This window comes from Pedobacter sp. GSP4, from assembly GCF_051857575.1.
In the GTDB taxonomy this organism is placed as follows: domain Bacteria; phylum Bacteroidota; class Bacteroidia; order Sphingobacteriales; family Sphingobacteriaceae; genus Pedobacter.
The window spans coordinates 448,352-466,531 of record NZ_JBPZIR010000005.1 but is presented as its reverse complement, the minus strand read 5'-3'; the positions used below and the strand labels follow the sequence as shown (position 1 = coordinate 466,531).

Sequence of the window (18,180 nt, the reverse complement as noted above, 5' to 3'; positions counted from 1 at the left end):
CAATCTTTTTCTCTCCCGCAAACATTATTTTAAAATAAATGCCGCTCCCTTATCAACAGACCACCTTTTCAACTCAACCGTTTCCTCCGAAGCGGGATGCAAAGGTAGAAAAATTATCTGCCCCTGCAAAGGATATTTCCTTTTGGAAAGGCGATTTTACGTAAACACATGGTTTTCAGCTGGAAAAAGTTTCGTCCCTGCCAAAACTTTTTGCCGTAATGGGTGTTTAGGGGCTTTTTAAACCTATCAGGTTTAGTTCGTATTATATTGTTTTTCTTTTAATTGCCCCCCTTGAGCGCTAAGCCGTTTAAAAACCTGATAGGTTTGCCAGCAGGAGTATACCTTAATAGTAGCACCGAAACTGCTTTTCTGAAAAAAGAAACACATATTTTAAACTTCTGAAATTTGACAAACTGTTTACCGCTTGAAAATCGGAGACCTAATCGGAAGTATAAACAATAATTAATACTTTTACGGCCATATTAAAACTGTCCTTATTAAATGAAATTGATGCTCAAAATATACCTTTCATTATTGTTTATTGGCTTGGCTGAAATAAGCTACGCACAAAATTATAAAAACGAGCTGGTGGTTATTTCTGAAAATGATGCTTATATCGATATTACGAGCGACCGATATTATACCAATGGTGCTTTTATTAAATATAGGCATGCTTTAAATGGCGAAAATTTAAAGCCGGGCAGAAGCAAAGAGATTATTGGCTTTGAACTGGGCCAGAAAATATATAACCCGTATTATAGCTTTGTTCCAAATCCGGCTCAACACGATCGCCCTTTTACAGCATATTTGTATGGCGAAGCAAATTATAGCCGGTTTTACCAAAACAAACAAATGCTGAAGGTGAGTGCCCAGCTCGGAATAACCGGAAAAGATGCCTTGGGCGAAGAATTTCAAAAGGCATTTCATAAACTAGTTGGCCAGAACCAGATTGAAGGATGGGAATATGGCTTAAACAGCGAACCAACCTTAAATTTAGGTGCAGAATACAATAAACTTCTTATTACTACCAATAATAAGGTATTCGATATTACCGGAACAACTTCTGCAGCTGTAGGTAATGTGATTACAAAAGCAAATCTTGGTGCTTTAATTAGACTGGGCAGGTTTAATGATATGGATCTTTCTTCGGCCTTTAACAGTTTAGTAAGCAATAACCATATACATAAGGCACAACGCAAATACGAATTATTTCTTTCGGTAAGTCCGCAATTACATGCTATTGCATTCGATTCGAGTTTACAGGGAGGTTTATTTCTGAATGATAAGGGGCCGGTAACTTTTAAACCTAAACCGATTGTTTTTACCACCCAGGTGGGCTTAACCTTCGCCATTGCACGTTGGACAGCCAATTACGCCGCCACTTTTACTTCCAACGAAGTTAAATACAGTGCTGCCGGCTACCGCTATGCTTTTTACAGCCTTGCTTACCGCTTTGGCAAAAACTAATGATATCCTGATGAAAAAACAACTACTTTTTTTTATACTCTTTACAGCTGGTATCGCATCTGCGAGTGCTCAGATAGCGCCAGAAAACCACTCCATTATTATTAAGCCTATTTTTGGCACTCATGTAAATAATGATCAGGGCCATTTATTCCAAGATCAGATTACAGGTTTTGATGCGGCATATTTTAAGGATATCAGTCAGAACAGCGATAAATGGATTGGATTTAGCGGTGCAAAATCATATGGGATCGGTTTTATTTTTAGGGATTTAAGCAAACTTAAAGGAACAAAAGATACCTCGGCACACGCCTTTGGACAAGTATATGGTTTAGTGGCACAAATGGATTTCCAATTGTTCAAAATTGGTAAAGCCAAGTTTAATTTTACCCCAGGGGTTGGTTTAGGCCTTACCAATAAGTACTACTACAACAATACCAAGAACAGGTTTTTAGGCAGTCCGCTTAATGAAACCATAAAAGCTGATTTAGGCATGGAGCTTCCGGTGGGTAAATATACCGACCTAATGTTCGGGCTTGGTTTCTTACATGTATCAAACGGAGGGGCAACTGTTCCAAACGGCGGTTTAAATACCGGGAATGTTTACGTAGGCTTGCGCTTAAATAACCAGAAAACGTTAACTGCCGAAAGGAAAAGCCCTTATACTACTTTACAGCGCAATTCTATCGAGCTTAGTGCAGGCTTAGGTGCCAGAGGGGTATTTGGAAAAAGAACAAAAAGTTTATATAAAAGTGGTTTATATGCAGGCTATAACTTTTACCTGAACGATGTAATGTCGCTCAAAGCCGGCGCAGATGCGGTGTATTATTACAGTGTTTTCGATCCGAATAATTATGGCGATACTTTTCAGAACTACGGTACCTCCTATGATAGGTGGCGTACAGGCATTAGTATAGGTGCCGACATTAATTTATGGCGGGTAACAGTTGCTGCTCAGATTGGGAAATATATCCATTATAACCGGTTAATGGAAAAAGCAACCTGGTACTGGACATTTGGCCCAACATTTAACGTTACGCCCCACATTGGCTTACAGGCCAAAACCTATATGCATTTTGCACAGGCCGATTATGTAAACTGGGGCGTAGTTTATAAATTTTAGTATTGACCGGTACTTAATAAAACCAATGTACAGGCCTCAACAGGTTCAATACCGTGCTGATCCAATAACTTTTCGAGCTCGTAATTTTCTGTTCCCGGATTGAAGATTACGCGCTTCGGTTTTGTTTCCAATATATAATCGTGGTACTGCGCCTGCAAAGGAGGACCGATATATAAGGTAACGGTATCAATATCGGAATAAATTTCGCCTGGCCTTTCAATTTCAACTCCAGCCACTTCTCCCTTTTTAATGCCAACATTAACAATATCGTGGTTAAAGCGCTTAAGCATGTGGGCTGCTTTGTAAGCGTATCTATTTGGATCTGGCGATGCGCCTATAATCAGTGTTTTCTTCATTTCTTTTCGGTTTAGAATTTGGAAAGCAAAGCAATTTGTCCAGAATGGTAAGCGTGGTGCTGCGCCAGGCCGCTTAAAAGCTCGGCATTGGTTACGCCCGTCCCTAAAGCAGGATTACGTTCATCTTTCACTTCATCATCCCATTGGTTGTTTTTTACTGCTTCGCAGGTGCGGATCAGTTCTTCATTTGCCACTTTAAAATTAAAGATGATGCGTTCCCAGCTTTGGGGTGTTTTATTTTCGGGCACTGGCCAATCGCCCATCACAGGTTCGCCGGCCGGTTTACCGGTTAGCCTAGAAGTAACCTCTTCTGTCCACGCGGTTAAGTGCATGGCAATTTCGGCAATAGAATGCGCGCCGGGGATAAAATGGCTAAATGCACTTTGCGGGTTAACGTTATTGAGCGTTTGCATAACATGGTTGCCGTGCCAGGCATCACCATTAAATGCTTTTTTGATTTCGTTCGTAATGCTAAACATACTCAAACAACAACTGTAGCCATATAAAGTTTGTTATAAGGTCTTCAATATTGCATCGGCACAGTTAATGCCATCAATTGCTGCAGATACAATTCCGCCAGCATAACCAGCTCCTTCCGCACATGGGTAAAGGCCTTTTATCTGCGGATGCTGATAAGTTTCTTTATCCCTAGGGATACGCACAGGCGATGAAGTTCTACTTTCTACACCCACCAATATGGCTTCATTTGTATAGTAACCTTTAATTTTTTTTCCGAATAAAGGGAGCGCGGCACGTAAACTATCTGAAACAAAATTTGGTAGAATATTATCCAGCATTGCACTTTTTGTTCCGGGCAGATAAGAATTTTTAGGCAGATCGATAGATAATTTGTTGTTTACAAAATCTACCATCCGCTGTGCCGGTGCAACTAAATTACCTCCGCCTGCCTCGAAAGCAATTTTTTCTATTTCAGATTGAAAATTCAACATCCTGAGCGGATCGTAACCTTGAACATCATTTAAGGTAACCTGCACTACGGTACCCGAGTTTGCGTAAGGATTGTTCCGTTTAGATGGCGACCAACCGTTTACCACGATTTCGTTTTCACCTGTGGCACATGGGGCAATAATACCTCCGGGGCACATACAAAAAGAAAATACACCTCTCGATCCAACCTGTTCTACCAAGCTATAATAAGCGGGCGGCAAAAACTCCGAGCGTATATCGCAATGGTACTGGGCCGAATCGATAATTTCCTGCGGATGTTCAATCCTTACCCCCAAAGCAAAAGGTTTTGCCTCGATAAGGATATTCTTACTGTTCAACAATTCGTACACATCTCTGGCAGAATGCCCTGTTGCCAGGATAACGTGATCGGCAAAAAGCTTATCTCCAAAATTGATTTCAATGCCTTTAACTTTTCCAAATTCAATTAAGATATCGGTCATCTGGCTATCGAACATCACTTCTCCACCGGCATTCAAAATAGTTTCCTTTATGGCCGTGATAATATGCGGAAGCTTATTGGTGCCAATATGTGGACGGGCATCAATCGCAATATCGGGCTCTGCCCCATGGTTTACAAAAACCTGAAGTACTTTATTAATGTCGCCACGTTTATTGGAACGGGTATATAATTTGCCGTCAGAGTAAGTACCGGCCCCACCCTCTCCATAACAATAATTAGATTCTGTATTTACAACACCCTGTTTGTTAATGGCGGCCAAGTCTCTACGGCGCTGTTTAACATCTTTGCCCCGCTCTACGATGATGGGTTTTAGCCCATTTTCGATACATTGTAAGGCTGCAAACAAACCTGCCGGACCAGCCCCGATAATAATTACCGGCTTGGCTTCCTTTACATTGGGGTAGTTGATATGATAAACTTCGGGAATGGCTTCTTCATCTACAAAAGCTTTAACCTGTAAACGGAAAATCACTTTCCTCGAACGGGCATCGATCGATCTTTTCAAAATCTCATAGCCCTTGATGCGCGTTTCAGAAAGTTTCAAACCTTCTGCCAGTTTTTGTGTGATAACCTCAGCTTGCTCAACCTGATGCGGGAGCAGCGTAATTTCGATGTCTTTTTGCATAACCTGTCGGGTTTTTATCCCGAACGCTACAAAGATAAGGATCTGATAGCATATTTGATGATTTCAGTATATGAATAAAAACTTCAACAGATTAATTAATGCTATTATTTTTTTGAAAAGCAATTGCAGTATTTCATTGGAAGTGGCGGATTTTAATTGGGTTATTTTTCTACTATTAGTCAGTTTTCTTTGCCACAGGACAAAGTAACAAGCCCCGATTGCAGCGGGCGGAAACAGTCCTTAAAAAAAGCGAATGGCTTTGCGCTTCAAAACAAAAAAGAACTTCTTCATGCATGCTCAGTAAGATGCTAAACAAAAGCCGTTTTTTAACGGTCGTGACCTCTAAACAGTTTGTCAACCTGTCAGATAATAATTCAAACTGTAACAAAGGCATGCAATTTGATATCTAATTCGTAAATTGACCTAATTCAATTTTGTTTAAAAAGACAAAAACCATAAAAATGAAAAGATTAATATTTGGAATTTTAGCTGCAGTTATTGCAGTAAGCACTTTAAGTTCGTGCGGTTATAACAGCATGGTTAAACTTGATGAGAATGTAAAATCGAAATGGGGAACCGTACAAACCCAATACCAAAGAAGGGCAGATTTAATTCCTAACCTGGTTGCAACTGTAAAAGGTGCAGCAAAATTTGAACAGGGAACCTTAACAGCTGTAACCGAAGCCCGAGCAAAGGCAACACAGATGACGGTTAAAGCTGATGAACTGACACCAGAAAACATCCAGAAATACCAGGCTGCACAAGGCCAGTTATCTCAGGCATTGGGAAAATTATTGTCTATTACCGAGAATTACCCAGAGTTGAGGGCAACACAACAGTTCAGCGATTTATCTGCACAGTTGGAGAGCACCGAAAATAGGATTACCGTTGCGCGTAAAGATTTTAACGATGCAGTACAGGAATATAATGGAAAAATCAGGTCGTTCCCTACCAATTTAACGGCTGGTATGTTTGGCTTTAAGCCTAAAGGTTATTTTGAGGCAGATGCTGCTGCAAAAGATGCGCCCAAAGTAGAATTTTAACCATTTAACCATAACATTTAAGGGTAATAAGTGTTTACAATAAGCATTTTATTACCCTTTTTACTTCATAAAAAATATAACATGTCGTTATTTTCGGATATAGAACAAGAAAAAATAGCCAATGCCATTGCTGATGCAGAAACAGCTACATCAGGAGAAATCAGGATTGCTATTGATAAACACTGTGAGGCTGATCCATACGAAAAAGCTATTGAATATTTTTCAAAATTGGATATGGATAAAACAGCCAGAAGAAACGGAGTACTGATCTATCTGGCACATGCCGATCATAAATTTGCCATTATCGGCGATGCAGGCATTAACCGGGTAGTGCCCGAAAACTTTTGGGAAACGACCAAAATTGCCATGACTGCACATTTTGCCAAGGGCAATTTAGCTGATGGTATAATTGCCGGTGTGGCACTGGCCGGAGAAAAACTGGCGTTGTTTTTTCCACCACAAAAAGGTGATATTAATGAACTGCCGAACGATATCGTTTTTATGGATAACCAAGAAAATAAATAAGTGATGAAACCATCACCGCTGAAAATAAATTTACACGGATGAAAAAAATATTCCTTTTATCACTACTTAGCTTATTATTTACTTTTGCTTTTGCCCAGGATTTTCCTGAAAAACCAACTACCTTGGTTAACGACTATTCGGGAGTGCTATCTGCCGATCAGAAACAGGCACTCGAAAGTAAGCTGGTAACATTTAACGATTCTTCCTCTACACAAATTGCGATAGCCATACTAAAATCGGTAGGCGATTACGACATCAATGAGTATGCCGTAGCGCTCGGCAGAAAATGGGGTGTTGGCCAGAACGGTAAGAACAATGGTATTATGATAGTTGTAGCCGTTGGAGATAGAAAAATCTCTATCCAAACGGGCTATGGTTTGGAAGGTGCCTTACCCGATGTATATGCAAAGCGGATTATTGAAAACGACATTAAACCTAATTTTAAAGCCGGAGATTATTACGCCGGTTTAGATGCAGGTACTACTTCTATCATCAAATATACAAGGGGCGAATATAAAAACGACCAGCCCCGGGTTTCTTCCAAAGGAGGCAGTGGTGGCGTAGGCAGTATTATTGTCATCATTATCATCATCATTGTAATCATCATCATTATGATAAAAGGTGGTGGCGGCGGCAGTGAAGTAATAGGTGGCCGTGGTGCTTCTAATGCTTTGTTTTGGGCCATGCTTTTCGGCAGTGGCGGCGGCGGAGGCCGTAACAGCGGCGGCTGGGGCAGTGGCTCTTCTGGCTGGGGAGGTGGTTCTTCTGGCGGAGGCGGTGGTGGATTTGGTGGCTTCGGTGGTGGAAGTTTTGGTGGTGGAGGCTCGAGCGGAAGCTGGTAATTTATGGTTCATAGTTCATAGTTCATAGTTCATAGTTCATAGTTCATAGTTCATAGTTCATAGTTCATAGGTTGGAATAGTTTTCGTTTTTGAACGTTACAAAAACATTCCAACCTTGCAACAATTTAAATACTACAACCCAAATGTACCGAAGAGATTTATTAACAGCAGAAATACAAAAGCTTGCACAGGTTCTTGCCCGCATTATGGGGCTTAAGTTAGAAGGAAAACTGGAAGATGCAAACAGCCTTTTTAATGAAACCATTGCAGATGGCTTTGGACTGCCCAAAGAAATATTGGAGCAGAGCGATCTGGCCCTCTTCGAAAAGTGGTTACAAAGTGCCGGTCTGCCGCCAGAAAAACTCGATTCGCTGAGCGAGTTCCTTTATTATGAACTGGGCTTAAGCCCGGAAAGAAATCAAACCATAGCGCCAAAACTTAATTTGCTTTACCAATATCTATCCGATAAGCACAAAATTGTACATTTGGTTAACTTGCACCGCCAGGAAACCATACAACAATACCTACGCTAAGCGCCAAACGAATAAACAACATAAATAAATGATCATAGAAAAGTGGCAAAAACTTGCCTCAAAATATTTAGTAAGAGAAAAATGGGCTACCCTGAGGGTAGATGAAGTAAAACTACCCGACGGAATAATAAAAGATGATTACTATGTTTTAGAATATCCAAACTGGGTAAATGCCATCGCCCTTACAGAAGAAGGAAAAATAATTATGGTAAGGCAGTACCGCCACGCAGCAGATATTGTTTCACTTGAAGTTCCAGGTGGCGTAATTGATGGCGATGAAGCGCCTGAATTTGCTGTAAAGCGCGAACTTTTGGAAGAAACCGGTTACAGCTTTAAAACCTGTAAACCGATTGCCGAGCTTTATCCCAATCCGGCAACATCGAACAACAAAACCTTTACTTATTTCTTAACTGGCGGCATTAAAACGCACGAGCAGCATTTAGATGAACATGAAATTCTAAATGTGGAGGAATACACCATTGAAGAAGTAAAACAATTAATCAAAGAAAATAAAATAGCTCAGGCATTGCATGTTGCTGCTTTGTTATATGGTTTAGCTGAAATAGATAAGCTTTAAATGTGCTAGAATAAAGTAAAAGTAAAGGCCCGATAAAATATCGGGCCTTTACTTTTACTGCGTAATTTTTCGAACATAAACGGATATTTATTGTTCCCGAACTCATTTAGCTCATTTTAAGCTTTTTCTGGATATCGTGTACGTATGCTTTAAATTTCTTATCTGTATCAATCAGATCTTCTACGGTTTGGCAAGCGTAAATTACAGTACTGTGATCGCGGCCGCCAAAGAAAGCACCAATGGTTTTTAACGATGATTTGGTGTGGCTTTTTGAAAGGTACATTGAAATCTGACGTGCCTGTACAATTTCGCGTTTACGTGTTTGCGATTTAACCATATCCACCGGAACCTCAAAATATTCGCACACCAATTTCTGGATGTATTCCATTGAAATTTCTTTTGAAGTATTTTTGATGAAGTTCTTCAGCATCTGCTTAGCCAGCGCTAAATCGATTTCTTTCTTGTTCAAAGTAGCCTGTGCCAATAGGGATACCATAGCGCCCTCCAGCTCACGAACGTTGTTATCAATGTTGTGCGCAACATATTCTACAACTTCGCCCGGCAGCTCAATACCATCGGCATACATTTTCTTTCTTAAAATGGCAATACGTGTTTCCAGGTCTGGAATCTGTAGATCGGCAGATAGGCCCCATTTAAAACGGCTCAATAGGCGCTCTTCTAAACCAGCCAAGTCTTTTGGTGCTTTATCGGATGTTAGGATAACCTGTTTGCCCGATTGATGTAAATGGTTAAAGATGTGGAAGAAAATATCCTGTGTTTTTTCTTTACCTGCAAAGTTGTGCACATCATCCATAATGATTACATCCATTGCCTGGTAGAAGTTAACAAAATCGTTAATGGTATTGTTCTTTAACGAGTCTACAAACTGCTGGCAGAATTTCTCACAGCTTACATAGATTACCAGCTTATCAGGCATGCTACGTTTAATCTCGTTACCAATGGCCTGCGCCAAGTGTGTTTTACCCAAGCCTACTCCACCATAAATCATTAAAGGGTTGAAAGATGTGCCTCCTGGTTTAGCCGCTACAGCGTAACCTGCAGAGCGCGCCAAGCGGTTGCAATCTCCTTCGATGTAATTTTCGAAAGTATAGTTGGCATTTAATTGTGGATCAACATTTAACTTTTTTAATCCAGGGATAATAAATGGGTTTTTAATATCCTTATTGATAGAAACCGGGATCGGCATCGATTGTACCTTTGCCTCCGCTCCATTTCCATTTGAGGGCATATTGGTAGTATAAGGATTACCGCTGTTAGATGATTTATCAACAACGATATTATATTCCAACCTGCCATCCTCACCAAGTTGTTTTTTTACAGTCTTGCGTAACAAGCCTACATAATGTTCTTCAAGCCATTCGTAAAAGAACAAACTTGGCACTTGTATGGTTAAAACCTTACCTTCCAATTTAAGGGCTGTTATTGGCTCGAACCAAGTTTTGAAACTTTGGTTCGGAATGTTATCCTTAATAATTTGAAGACAGTTCTTCCACACTTCTGTACAAGTTTTTTCCATTGCGATTTCTATAATTTATTGGTTTACAGTGCCGATTCGAAATAAAGGGATGGTCCGTTTCGGGACTACGAATATTGAGAAAATTATCAACATTTTAAACAAAAATCTCAAATAAATCGTAACGCACTGATAAGGAATATAGTAGCCCGCTTAACCTCAATTTTTTATGTTGATAACTATTTATTAACACAGGTTTTCCACATTAACGGTAATTTAACCTGGCTATCGCCTAATCATTTCAAATCGCCATTGGAAAAGCAAAATCCAAGCCATTTTGGTCATTATTTACGTATCTGAGCGTTAAAATAATCAGAATTAGCTGAAAATCAAAGCCCTAACAGCCATAAACAAATATCATTTTTGCTACATCTGCATGATATTTTTTGTTTTAATCCTGTATTGCGCAGTAGTGTATGAATTTTAACACAATTTTGTGTTTTGAAGAGCCTAAAATGAACAGCATTTTTATTCCTTTTTGAGGCAGTGCCTTGGTTGCATTTCCCCTTCAATAATGGATAGTGATGAAAGCAATTTAGTAGACACCAAAAGCGCCTCTTAACACATCAGCTATTTCGCCAAGAGTAGCATATTTTTCTACCGCATCGATGATCAATGGCATCAGGTTATCGTCGCCCCTAGCCGCTTCATCAAGTACACGCAATGCCTCTGCTACTGCCTGCGCGTTACGGGTAGCTTTAAGCGCATTTAGTTTTTCGGTTTGCAGCTTGCGGATAGAATCATCAATATTAAACACTTCAGTCAGCCCTTCCTCCTGCTGCGTAAATTTATTTACACCAACCGAGATCCGTTCTCCGCTTTCAATTTCTTTCTGGTATTGATAAGATGCTCCGGCAATTTCATTCTGCATGTAATCACTTTCTATAGCATTAACCGAACCGCCCATTGCGTCAATCTTATCAATATATGCCCACGAAGCGGCCTCAACCTCGTCTGTCAGGCTTTCAACAAAGTAAGATCCGGCCAGTGGATCAACCGTATCGGTAACCCCGCTTTCGAAAGCTATAATCTGTTGTGTGCGCAAGGCTATTTTTGCGGCAGATTCTGTAGGAAGCGACAAGGCTTCATCGTAACCATTGGTATGTAAAGACTGGGTTCCGCCCAAAACTGCTGCCATGGCCTGGTTGCTCACCCTGATTACGTTATTTAGGGGCTGTTGGGCTGTTAAGGTAGAGCCGCCCGTTTGGGTATGGAACCTCAGCATCTGTGCCTTTTCATCGGTAGCGCCCAAATCTTTGGTAATTTTTGCCCACATCCGCCTTGCGGCCCTAAACTTGGCAATCTCCTCAAAGAAATTATTGTGGCAATTAAAGAAAAATGATAAGCGCTTGGCAAAAACATTAATGTCCAAACCTTTATCCAGTGCGGCTTTAAGGTAGGTTTTGCCATTGGCCAGGGTAAAAGCCAGTTCCTGTACAGCAGTTGAGCCCGCTTCGCGGATGTGATATCCGGAAATAGAAATGGTATTCCATTTGGGCACTTCCTTACTGCAAAACTCAAAAATATCGGTAATTAGCCGCATAGACTGCTTTGGAGGATAGATATAAGTTCCACGCGCTGCATATTCTTTTAATATGTCGTTCTGTATAGTGCCCGAAATCTGTTTCAGATCTGCCCCCTGTTTTTTAGCCAATGCAATGTACATGGCCAATAATATGGAAGCGGTAGCATTAATGGTCATGGATGTGGTGATATCTTTCAGCTCAATACCATCAAACAGAATCTCGATATCCTTTAACGAATCGATGGCTACCCCCACTTTACCCACTTCTCCATCAGACATTTCATGATCAGAATCATAACCAATCTGCGTTGGAAGATCGAATGCAACCGATAAACCAGTAGTTCCCTGGGCCAACAGGTAATGGTAACGCTTATTCGACTCTTCGGCTGTAGAAAAACCAGCATACTGCCTCATGGTCCACAAACGCCCTCGGTACATATCTTTCTGAATGCCCCTGGTAAATGGAAATTCGCCCGGTTGCTCTTCCATTGGCCTGGCAGAAGTATACAGCCTATTTATTTCAATGCCCGAAGTGGTGGTATGCTTTTTATCGCTCATATATTTGGTTCATTGGTCCACTAGTCATTAGTTCATTGGTAACAGCAAACTGCCCATTGCAAAATGTATAGTGGTTAATTGTAAAGTAGCATTTTCCAACCATGCAACAGTTAACCAATTTAAACGGTTAACCAATTAACCTTGTTAAGCACAGTTAACCAATTTAAACAATTAACCAGTTAACCCAATCAGTGCAATTCATGCTAAAATAGCTTATGGATATCTTTCTTAATCAATTCAATCGTTAAATCGTATGGGTTTTCATCAATAGTGGCCATGTGTTGTAAAATGGCTTTGCTTAATTCAATTCCATTGGCACCGGCGGGTAAGCCCTGCACGGCATTGGTAATCATGGCAATGGTATCGTCTTTTAATTTACGCACTACAGTCCATGTTGTACTGTCTACATATAGCTGCTGGGTAATGTTGTGCTGATATTCAGAACGTACTTCGTTTAGGATAACTGCCTGTAAAGTGGCCAGATCAATTCCCTGCTGATGCAGGCGTACCAACAGGTTTGCCGGATTGATGCGATCGATAAAAATGATTAAACGTTCGTGCGCCTGAAGCCTTAAGGGCAAAATATGGGCCCTACCCTCTTTATTAAGCTCTATGTTTTTTAAATTAAAGAAGCGCTGAATATCGCCCTTTAAAATATAATAAACCGCCATTAGCGCGGTGAAAATGCCTGCAAATAAGATTACTACGTCAATTAAAATCTGTTGGGTGTTCATAAGTATTGTTTAAATACGGTAATATTAACGAACCGTTAAAAGCAAAAATGTGCATTATTATTTATATTTGTAACAGATAAAATTTAAATAACATGAGCACAACAGTTGATACAGCATTTGCACCAGTTACTTTTTCGGAAGGAGCAGCTAAAGAGTTATATAAATTAAGGGACCAACAGGAGATTAGTGAAGATTACGGTTTACGCGTAGGTGTAGAAGGCGGCGGTTGCGCTGGCATGAATTACATCTTAGGTTTTGACCAGAAAAAAGATGGCGATCAGGAATTCTTTATAGATGGCATTAAGGTGTTTATGAACAAAGCTCACCAAATGTATTTAATGGGCATGATGATTGATTGGCAAGATGGATTAAATTCGCGCGGTTTTACATTCGTTAACCCTAATGCAACCAGCACCTGTGGCTGTGGCACCAGTTTCTCGGCATAAATAAAATATATTGTAACATATAACACAGTCCCGATGTCTAAACACCGGGACTTTTTTTATTTTTACGCATAAAGGTTTAAGGCAAAAGGTGTAGGGATTAAGGCTAAAAGCCTGTCTTGCTACTTCATCCCCCCAATACTTGATACTTACTATAAATGAATTACAGAGAAAACATCAGACTGGCATTAGAATCTATTAAAGGAAACCGCTTACGCACGATGCTTACGGCCTTAATTATTGCCATTGGTTTAATGGCTTTAGTTGGGATTTTAACCACACTTGATGCTGTAAAGAAAAGTATGACCGATGCCTTTAGCAGTATGGGGGCCAATTCATTTACCATTAGAAACCGCGGTACCGGGATAAGGATCGGGAATGGAAAAAGACCAAAACCCTTTAAGGCAATCCGTTACGAGGATGCCATAAAATTTAAGGATAGCTTAAATACACCCGCAACCGTAGCCGTAAGTGTTTTTGCCAGTGGCGGCTCTACGGTGAAGAACGGCAGTTTAAAAACCAATCCGAATATTAACGTGCAGGGTATTGATGAAAATGGCCTTGCCTCACAAGGGCTAAATTTATCTCAGGGCAGAAATTTTAGTGTTTCGGAAATTACCTTGGGTAGTAATGTTTGTATTGTTGGCGGAGAGGTTGTAGAAAAACTTTTCAAAGATTCAGATCCTTTAGATAAATTGATCAACGTTGGTAATAACCGTTTTAAAATTGTTGGTGTACTCGAGAAAAAAGGATCGAGTATGGGTTTTAGTGGAGATAGAGCCGTATATGTGCCCCTCTTAAAAGCCAAGCAGATTAATGCCAATGCCAATCCATCATACACCATAACGGTAATGGTTCCCAGCAATGAAATGCAGGAAAACATTATTGGCGAATCTACTGCCCTGTTCAGAAATATCCGAAAGGTTAAAGTTAACGAAACCAATAACTTCGAAATTACCAAGAGCGATGCCATTGCGCAGACCTTGTTCGAAAACCTTGCTTTTGTGGCCATTGGTGGTGTAGCTATCGGAATTATTACGCTTATCGGTGCATCAATCGGTTTAATGAACATTATGCTCGTTTCGGTTACGGAACGTACACGCGAAATCGGTATCAGGAAGGCAATTGGCGCCAATCCGCAGGTTATCCGCCGACAGTTCTTGATCGAAGCCGTAGTAATCTGTTTAATGGGCGGGGTACTGGGTATATTCCTGGGTATTGTGCTCGGCAATATTATATCGCTGGCCATGGGTGGAGCTTTCTTAATACCTTGGCTGTTTATTATCGGTGGCTTTGTACTGTGTGTACTTGTAGGTATTTTATCTGGATACTATCCTGCTAAAAAAGCATCGAAACTGGATCCTGTTGAGGCATTGAGGTACGAATAAACCAAGTTCAATAGTTCATTGGCCAATGGTTCATTAGTTAATCGTTAATGGCCCGACGTTATGCAAAATTAATTAAAGGGTGCTGATAAGATTTTAGTGATTTGGTGCTTTGTGCCACAACCAATCTACTAATGGCAAATGAACCAGTGAACCTATAATAAGGCATTCTTTAATTGCTCCTGGCTGAGCAGATTTTCGATAAAAGGTGTAGTTAAACTATCTTCTAAGGCTGCTGCATGTTTTAAATGGTGCATATCGCTGCCAATAAAATCAACCATGTGGTTTTCTACCATTTCTTCGGCTACTTTTTTTGCTCCTGAACCATAATAGCCGGTCAGGGCAATGGTATTCATCTGTAATAAGCATCCGGTTTCTCTTATCTGGTGGTAGTTTTCAAATGCACCATAGTAATACGGGTATCGCTCGGGATGCGCCAGTATAGGCTTATAGCCGGCATCCTGCATCATTTTTATAAAATCGATGAGGTTTTGTGGGGCATTGATATACGATAGTTCGAACAAAAGATAATTGCCCCCAAAGGTTAAAACTTCTTTTTGTCTGATCTTTTTTTCCAATGTTTCATCCAGATAATATTCTGCTGCAGCATCTACTTCTAATTCGAGTCCGATGTCTTTAAGTCCATTCCGTAACGCATCAAGCCCACGGTGAATGGTATCTGGTGTATTCCTGAAATAATCGGCCATAATGTGCGGCGTTGCAATAAGCTTATGGTAGCCAAGCGCCTTAAACTTTTTGGCCATGAGGAAAGAATCGTTAAGGGTTTGTGCGCCGTCATCTATCCCCGGGATAATGTGCGAGTGCATATCTGTTCCTATGCTCGAGAAATTAAATTCGGGTACTATTTTTTTCTTTTTAAATAATCCGAACATAATGGCAGTTTATGGTATTTAACTTATTTCCTTTGGTAAATTGCTGGCTTCTGCAGCAGCTGCTAATTTAGAGGAATAGATTTTATGGAGCAAATTATTAAAGTCTTCGCTTAAATCAAATTGAAGATCTTCGTGGAGTTTTTTAAACTTATTTAAGGTTACCGCAACTGTCTTCACGTAAAAAGTAGTGAAGAGGATCATAAAATCGCGGTAACCAAAAATTGATTTCTTGTAATCAAACGGAATAATGTTGAGGATAAATAATTTCAGTTCAACCTCACCCAATGGGTCTTTTGTTACCTTATAGAAATGATTAACTGATGTGATCATTTTCCTCACCTTTACCAATGCTTCTTTAGCATTCAGTTTCTGAAGGTCTGAAACCTGTTCTTTTACATCAGTTTTAATCCGCTCTTTGCGGTCGTCTAAGTCCGTTTCATCTTCTAATAACTTATAATGAAGATGTTCTGTAAGCACTTTATCTTTGGCAATTAAACGCAGCAGTAGCTTGTCTTTTTCTTTGACAGGCAATGCTGTTATGGCTGCTTTTAGCTCTTTATGCTCAGCTAATTTCATTTAAAAGGGGTTAGCTTTGATGTATTTTTCCCACTCCCATGCCGAGCGCATCATCTCGTTAATGTCCAGGTTGGCTTTCCAACCGAGTTCGTTATTTGATTTTTGCACATCACCATAAATCTGCACAATATCACCAGCTCTTCTCGGGCCTATTTTATAATCCAGCTTTTCACCGTTCACTTTTTCAAAGGCCGCAATGATTTCCAAAACCGAAGAGCCTTTACCTGTTCCGATATTGAAAACATCGTAATTGCCGTTCGGATTGCCATTTTCGAGTTTTTTAATGGCCGCAACATGTGCTTTTGCCAAATCAACCACATGGATATAATCGCGGATGGCCGATCCATCAGGTGTATCATAATCGTCGCCGTAAACCGTAATTGGGCCACGCTTACCGATTGCAGATTGTGTAATAAATGGAACCAAATTTGCCGGAACGCCATTAGGCAGCTCGCCAATCAATGCTGTTTCGTGCGCACCTACAGGGTTAAAATAACGCAGAGCAATTATATTTAAATCAGGTGTTACCGCAGCTGTTTCTGCTAAAATTTCTTCTGCAATCTGTTTGGTGTTGCCGTATGGCGATTCTGCCTTTTGTACCGGCGCTGCTTCGGTTACCGGTAAGCTTTCTGGCTGACCGTAAACGGTACATGAAGAAGAGAATACGAAATTAATTTTTCTGTTGAACGAGGTTAACAGGTTAATTAATCCGTAAAAGTTGTTTTTATAATATTTTAAAGGTTGTTCTACCGATTCGCCTACAGCTTTTGATGCTGCGAAATGGATAATCCCATCAATATCGGTATGGTTTTCTGCAAATTCCTGAACAGCTTTATCATCCTGAAGATCAATTTCATGAAAATCGAACCATTTGCCAGTGATGGCGTGGAGCTGGGTTAAAATTTTGATATTGGAGTTAGAAAGGTTATCAACAATTACAACCTCATATCCTGCGTTGTGTAACTCTACTGCTGTGTGCGAACCTATGTATCCTGTTCCACCAGTCACTAATATTTTTGCCATTTTAACGGTTAAATGTAGTAAAATCTTTATGTTCTATTTTTTCCAAAGCCTCTGGAGGCAAAGATTTAAAATATTCGTATGTAATTTTTAGTCCTTCTGCACGGTCTACCTTTGGCTCCCAGCCCAATATTTCCCTTGCTTTGGTAATATCCGGCCTGCGCTGTTTAGGGTCATCCTGTGGAAGCTCTTTGTAAACAATTTTCTGCGAGGTACCTGTAAGTTTGATAATCTCTTCGCAAAACTGCTTAATGGTAATTTCATCAGGGTTGCCAATGTTAACCGGTTGTGCATAATCGCTCATTAACAAGCGGTAAATGCCTTCAATCAGATCATCAACGTAACAGAACGAACGTGTCTGACTTCCATCGCCAAAGATAGTTAAATCTTCGCCCCTTAATGCCTGCCCAATAAAAGCAGGTAAAACACGGCCATCATTTAGGCGCATTCTTGGGCCGTAGGTATTAAAAATCCTTACAATTCTGGTTTCTACGCCGTGAAAGGTATGGTAGGCCATGGTTATGGCTTCCTGAAAACGTTTGGCCTCATCGTAAACGCCACGTGGGCCAACGGGATTTACGTTGCCCCAATATTCTTCAGGCTGTGGATTAACATTTGGATCGCCATATACTTCGGATGTTGAAGCAATGAGCATCCTGGCATTTTTGTTTCTGGCCAGTCCTAGCAGGTTGTGTGTGCCCAAAGAGCCTACTTTGAGGGTCTGGATGGGTATTTTAAGATAATCGATTGGGCTTGCTGGCGAAGCGAAGTGTAAAATGTAGTGGAGTTTGCCGGGGATATGTACGAATTTTGAAACATCGTGGTTATAAAATTCAAAATTCTCGAGCTTAAATAAATGCTCAATGTTTGCCATATCTCCGGTAATCAGATTATCCATTCCAATTACATGATACCCCTCTTTCACAAAACGATCACAAAGATGCGAGCCTAAAAATCCGGCCGCACCTGTGATCAAAATTCTTTTCAAACCCATT

Annotated in this window: 19 protein-coding genes; 9 read left to right on the top strand and 10 right to left on the bottom strand. The window is 40.4% G+C overall.

The window, feature by feature from the left end:
* Nucleotides 1–510: 510 nt before the first annotated feature.
* Nucleotides 511–1,467: a lipid A deacylase LpxR family protein gene (locus ACS5PU_RS16115; protein ID WP_439460182.1), complete on the top strand. Its 957-nt coding sequence runs from the start codon at nt 511–513 to the stop codon at nt 1,465–1,467.
* Between the two features lie 10 nt (nt 1,468–1,477).
* Nucleotides 1,478–2,587 carry an acyloxyacyl hydrolase gene (locus ACS5PU_RS16110; RefSeq protein WP_439460181.1) on the top strand — a complete coding sequence of 370 codons (1,110 nt, stop codon included), beginning with the start codon at nt 1,478–1,480 and terminating at the stop codon, nt 2,585–2,587.
* On the opposite strand, the gene ACS5PU_RS16105 is transcribed toward ACS5PU_RS16110, so the two are convergent.
* Genes ACS5PU_RS16105 through ACS5PU_RS16095 form a run of 3 tightly spaced genes read right to left on the bottom strand, consistent with a single transcriptional unit; the run spans nt 2,584 to nt 4,997 of the window.
* Nucleotides 2,584–2,943 carry a CoA-binding protein gene (locus tag ACS5PU_RS16105; RefSeq protein WP_439460180.1) on the bottom strand — a complete coding sequence of 120 codons (360 nt, stop codon included), beginning with the start codon at nt 2,941–2,943 and terminating at the stop codon, nt 2,584–2,586. The two genes, ACS5PU_RS16110 and ACS5PU_RS16105, sit on opposite strands and share 4 nt — an antisense overlap.
* Nucleotides 2,944–2,954: 11 nt before the next feature.
* Entirely contained in the window at nt 2,955–3,422 is a 468-nt protein-coding gene (locus ACS5PU_RS16100; RefSeq protein ID WP_439460179.1) for a DinB family protein, read from the bottom strand.
* A gap of 33 nt (nt 3,423–3,455) precedes the next feature.
* Nucleotides 3,456–4,997, bottom strand: a complete 1,542-nt coding sequence (locus ACS5PU_RS16095) for an NAD(P)/FAD-dependent oxidoreductase (protein WP_439460178.1) — start codon at nt 4,995–4,997, stop codon at nt 3,456–3,458.
* A gap of 461 nt (nt 4,998–5,458) precedes the next feature.
* Between ACS5PU_RS16095 and ACS5PU_RS16090 the strand changes: the two genes are divergently transcribed.
* The 5 genes from ACS5PU_RS16090 to ACS5PU_RS16070 all read left to right on the top strand — a co-directional run bounded on the left by ACS5PU_RS16090 (nt 5,459) and on the right by ACS5PU_RS16070 (nt 8,517).
* Nucleotides 5,459–6,040, top strand: coding sequence for a LemA family protein (locus tag ACS5PU_RS16090; RefSeq protein ID WP_439460177.1), 582 nt, complete (start codon nt 5,459–5,461; stop codon nt 6,038–6,040).
* A gap of 81 nt (nt 6,041–6,121) precedes the next feature.
* Nucleotides 6,122–6,565, top strand: coding sequence for a TPM domain-containing protein (locus ACS5PU_RS16085; protein ID WP_439460176.1), 444 nt, complete (start codon nt 6,122–6,124; stop codon nt 6,563–6,565).
* A gap of 38 nt (nt 6,566–6,603) precedes the next feature.
* Nucleotides 6,604–7,407, top strand: a complete 804-nt coding sequence (locus ACS5PU_RS16080) for a TPM domain-containing protein (protein ID WP_439460175.1) — start codon at nt 6,604–6,606, stop codon at nt 7,405–7,407.
* Between the two features lie 143 nt (nt 7,408–7,550).
* Nucleotides 7,551–7,940 (top strand): hypothetical protein, encoded by a 390-nt coding sequence (locus ACS5PU_RS16075; RefSeq protein WP_439460174.1) that lies wholly within the window; start codon nt 7,551–7,553, stop codon nt 7,938–7,940.
* Between the two features lie 28 nt (nt 7,941–7,968).
* Nucleotides 7,969–8,517, top strand: coding sequence for an NUDIX hydrolase (locus ACS5PU_RS16070; RefSeq protein ID WP_439460173.1), 549 nt, complete (start codon nt 7,969–7,971; stop codon nt 8,515–8,517).
* 106 nt (nt 8,518–8,623) lie between these two features.
* On the opposite strand, the gene dnaA is transcribed toward ACS5PU_RS16070, so the two are convergent.
* The 3 genes from dnaA to ACS5PU_RS16055 form a co-directional block, all read right to left on the bottom strand.
* On the bottom strand, nt 8,624–10,054 hold the full coding sequence (gene dnaA / locus ACS5PU_RS16065; protein ID WP_010601383.1) for a chromosomal replication initiator protein DnaA: 1,431 nt from the start codon (nt 10,052–10,054) through the stop codon (nt 8,624–8,626).
* Between the two features lie 532 nt (nt 10,055–10,586).
* The gene (locus tag ACS5PU_RS16060; protein WP_439460172.1) at nt 10,587–12,134 is read right to left on the bottom strand and encodes an acyl-CoA mutase large subunit family protein; all 1,548 of its coding nucleotides are present in this window, start codon (nt 12,132–12,134) and stop codon (nt 10,587–10,589) included.
* Nucleotides 12,135–12,337: 203 nt separating this feature from the next.
* A complete protein-coding gene (locus ACS5PU_RS16055) occupies nt 12,338–12,868 on the bottom strand; it encodes a hypothetical protein (RefSeq protein ID WP_439460171.1) in 531 nt (176 codons plus the stop codon).
* Nucleotides 12,869–12,960: 92 nt separating this feature from the next.
* Here ACS5PU_RS16055 and ACS5PU_RS16050 point away from each other — a divergent pair, with 92 nt between their 5' ends.
* A complete protein-coding gene (locus ACS5PU_RS16050; protein ID WP_439460170.1) occupies nt 12,961–13,314 on the top strand; it encodes a HesB/IscA family protein in 354 nt (117 codons plus the stop codon).
* Between the two features lie 155 nt (nt 13,315–13,469).
* The gene (locus tag ACS5PU_RS16045) at nt 13,470–14,699 is read left to right on the top strand and encodes an ABC transporter permease (protein ID WP_439460169.1); all 1,230 of its coding nucleotides are present in this window, start codon (nt 13,470–13,472) and stop codon (nt 14,697–14,699) included.
* Nucleotides 14,700–14,851: 152 nt separating this feature from the next.
* Here the strand turns inward: ACS5PU_RS16045 and ACS5PU_RS16040 are convergent, their stop codons facing one another.
* From ACS5PU_RS16040 to ACS5PU_RS16025, 4 genes are read right to left on the bottom strand one after another with little or no spacing between them, the layout of a single operon-like run.
* Nucleotides 14,852–15,589, bottom strand: a complete 738-nt coding sequence (locus ACS5PU_RS16040) for a tyrosine-protein phosphatase (protein ID WP_439460168.1) — start codon at nt 15,587–15,589, stop codon at nt 14,852–14,854.
* Nucleotides 15,590–15,607: 18 nt separating this feature from the next.
* On the bottom strand, nt 15,608–16,165 hold the full coding sequence (locus ACS5PU_RS16035) for a hypothetical protein (RefSeq protein ID WP_439460167.1): 558 nt from the start codon (nt 16,163–16,165) through the stop codon (nt 15,608–15,610).
* Nucleotides 16,166–17,188, bottom strand: coding sequence for a UDP-glucose 4-epimerase GalE (gene galE, locus ACS5PU_RS16030; protein WP_439460166.1), 1,023 nt, complete (start codon nt 17,186–17,188; stop codon nt 16,166–16,168).
* Between the two features lies 1 nt (nt 17,189).
* Nucleotides 17,190–18,179 carry a UDP-glucuronic acid decarboxylase family protein gene (locus ACS5PU_RS16025; protein WP_439460165.1) on the bottom strand — a complete coding sequence of 330 codons (990 nt, stop codon included), beginning with the start codon at nt 18,177–18,179 and terminating at the stop codon, nt 17,190–17,192.
* Nucleotide 18,180: the final 1 nt, after the last annotated feature.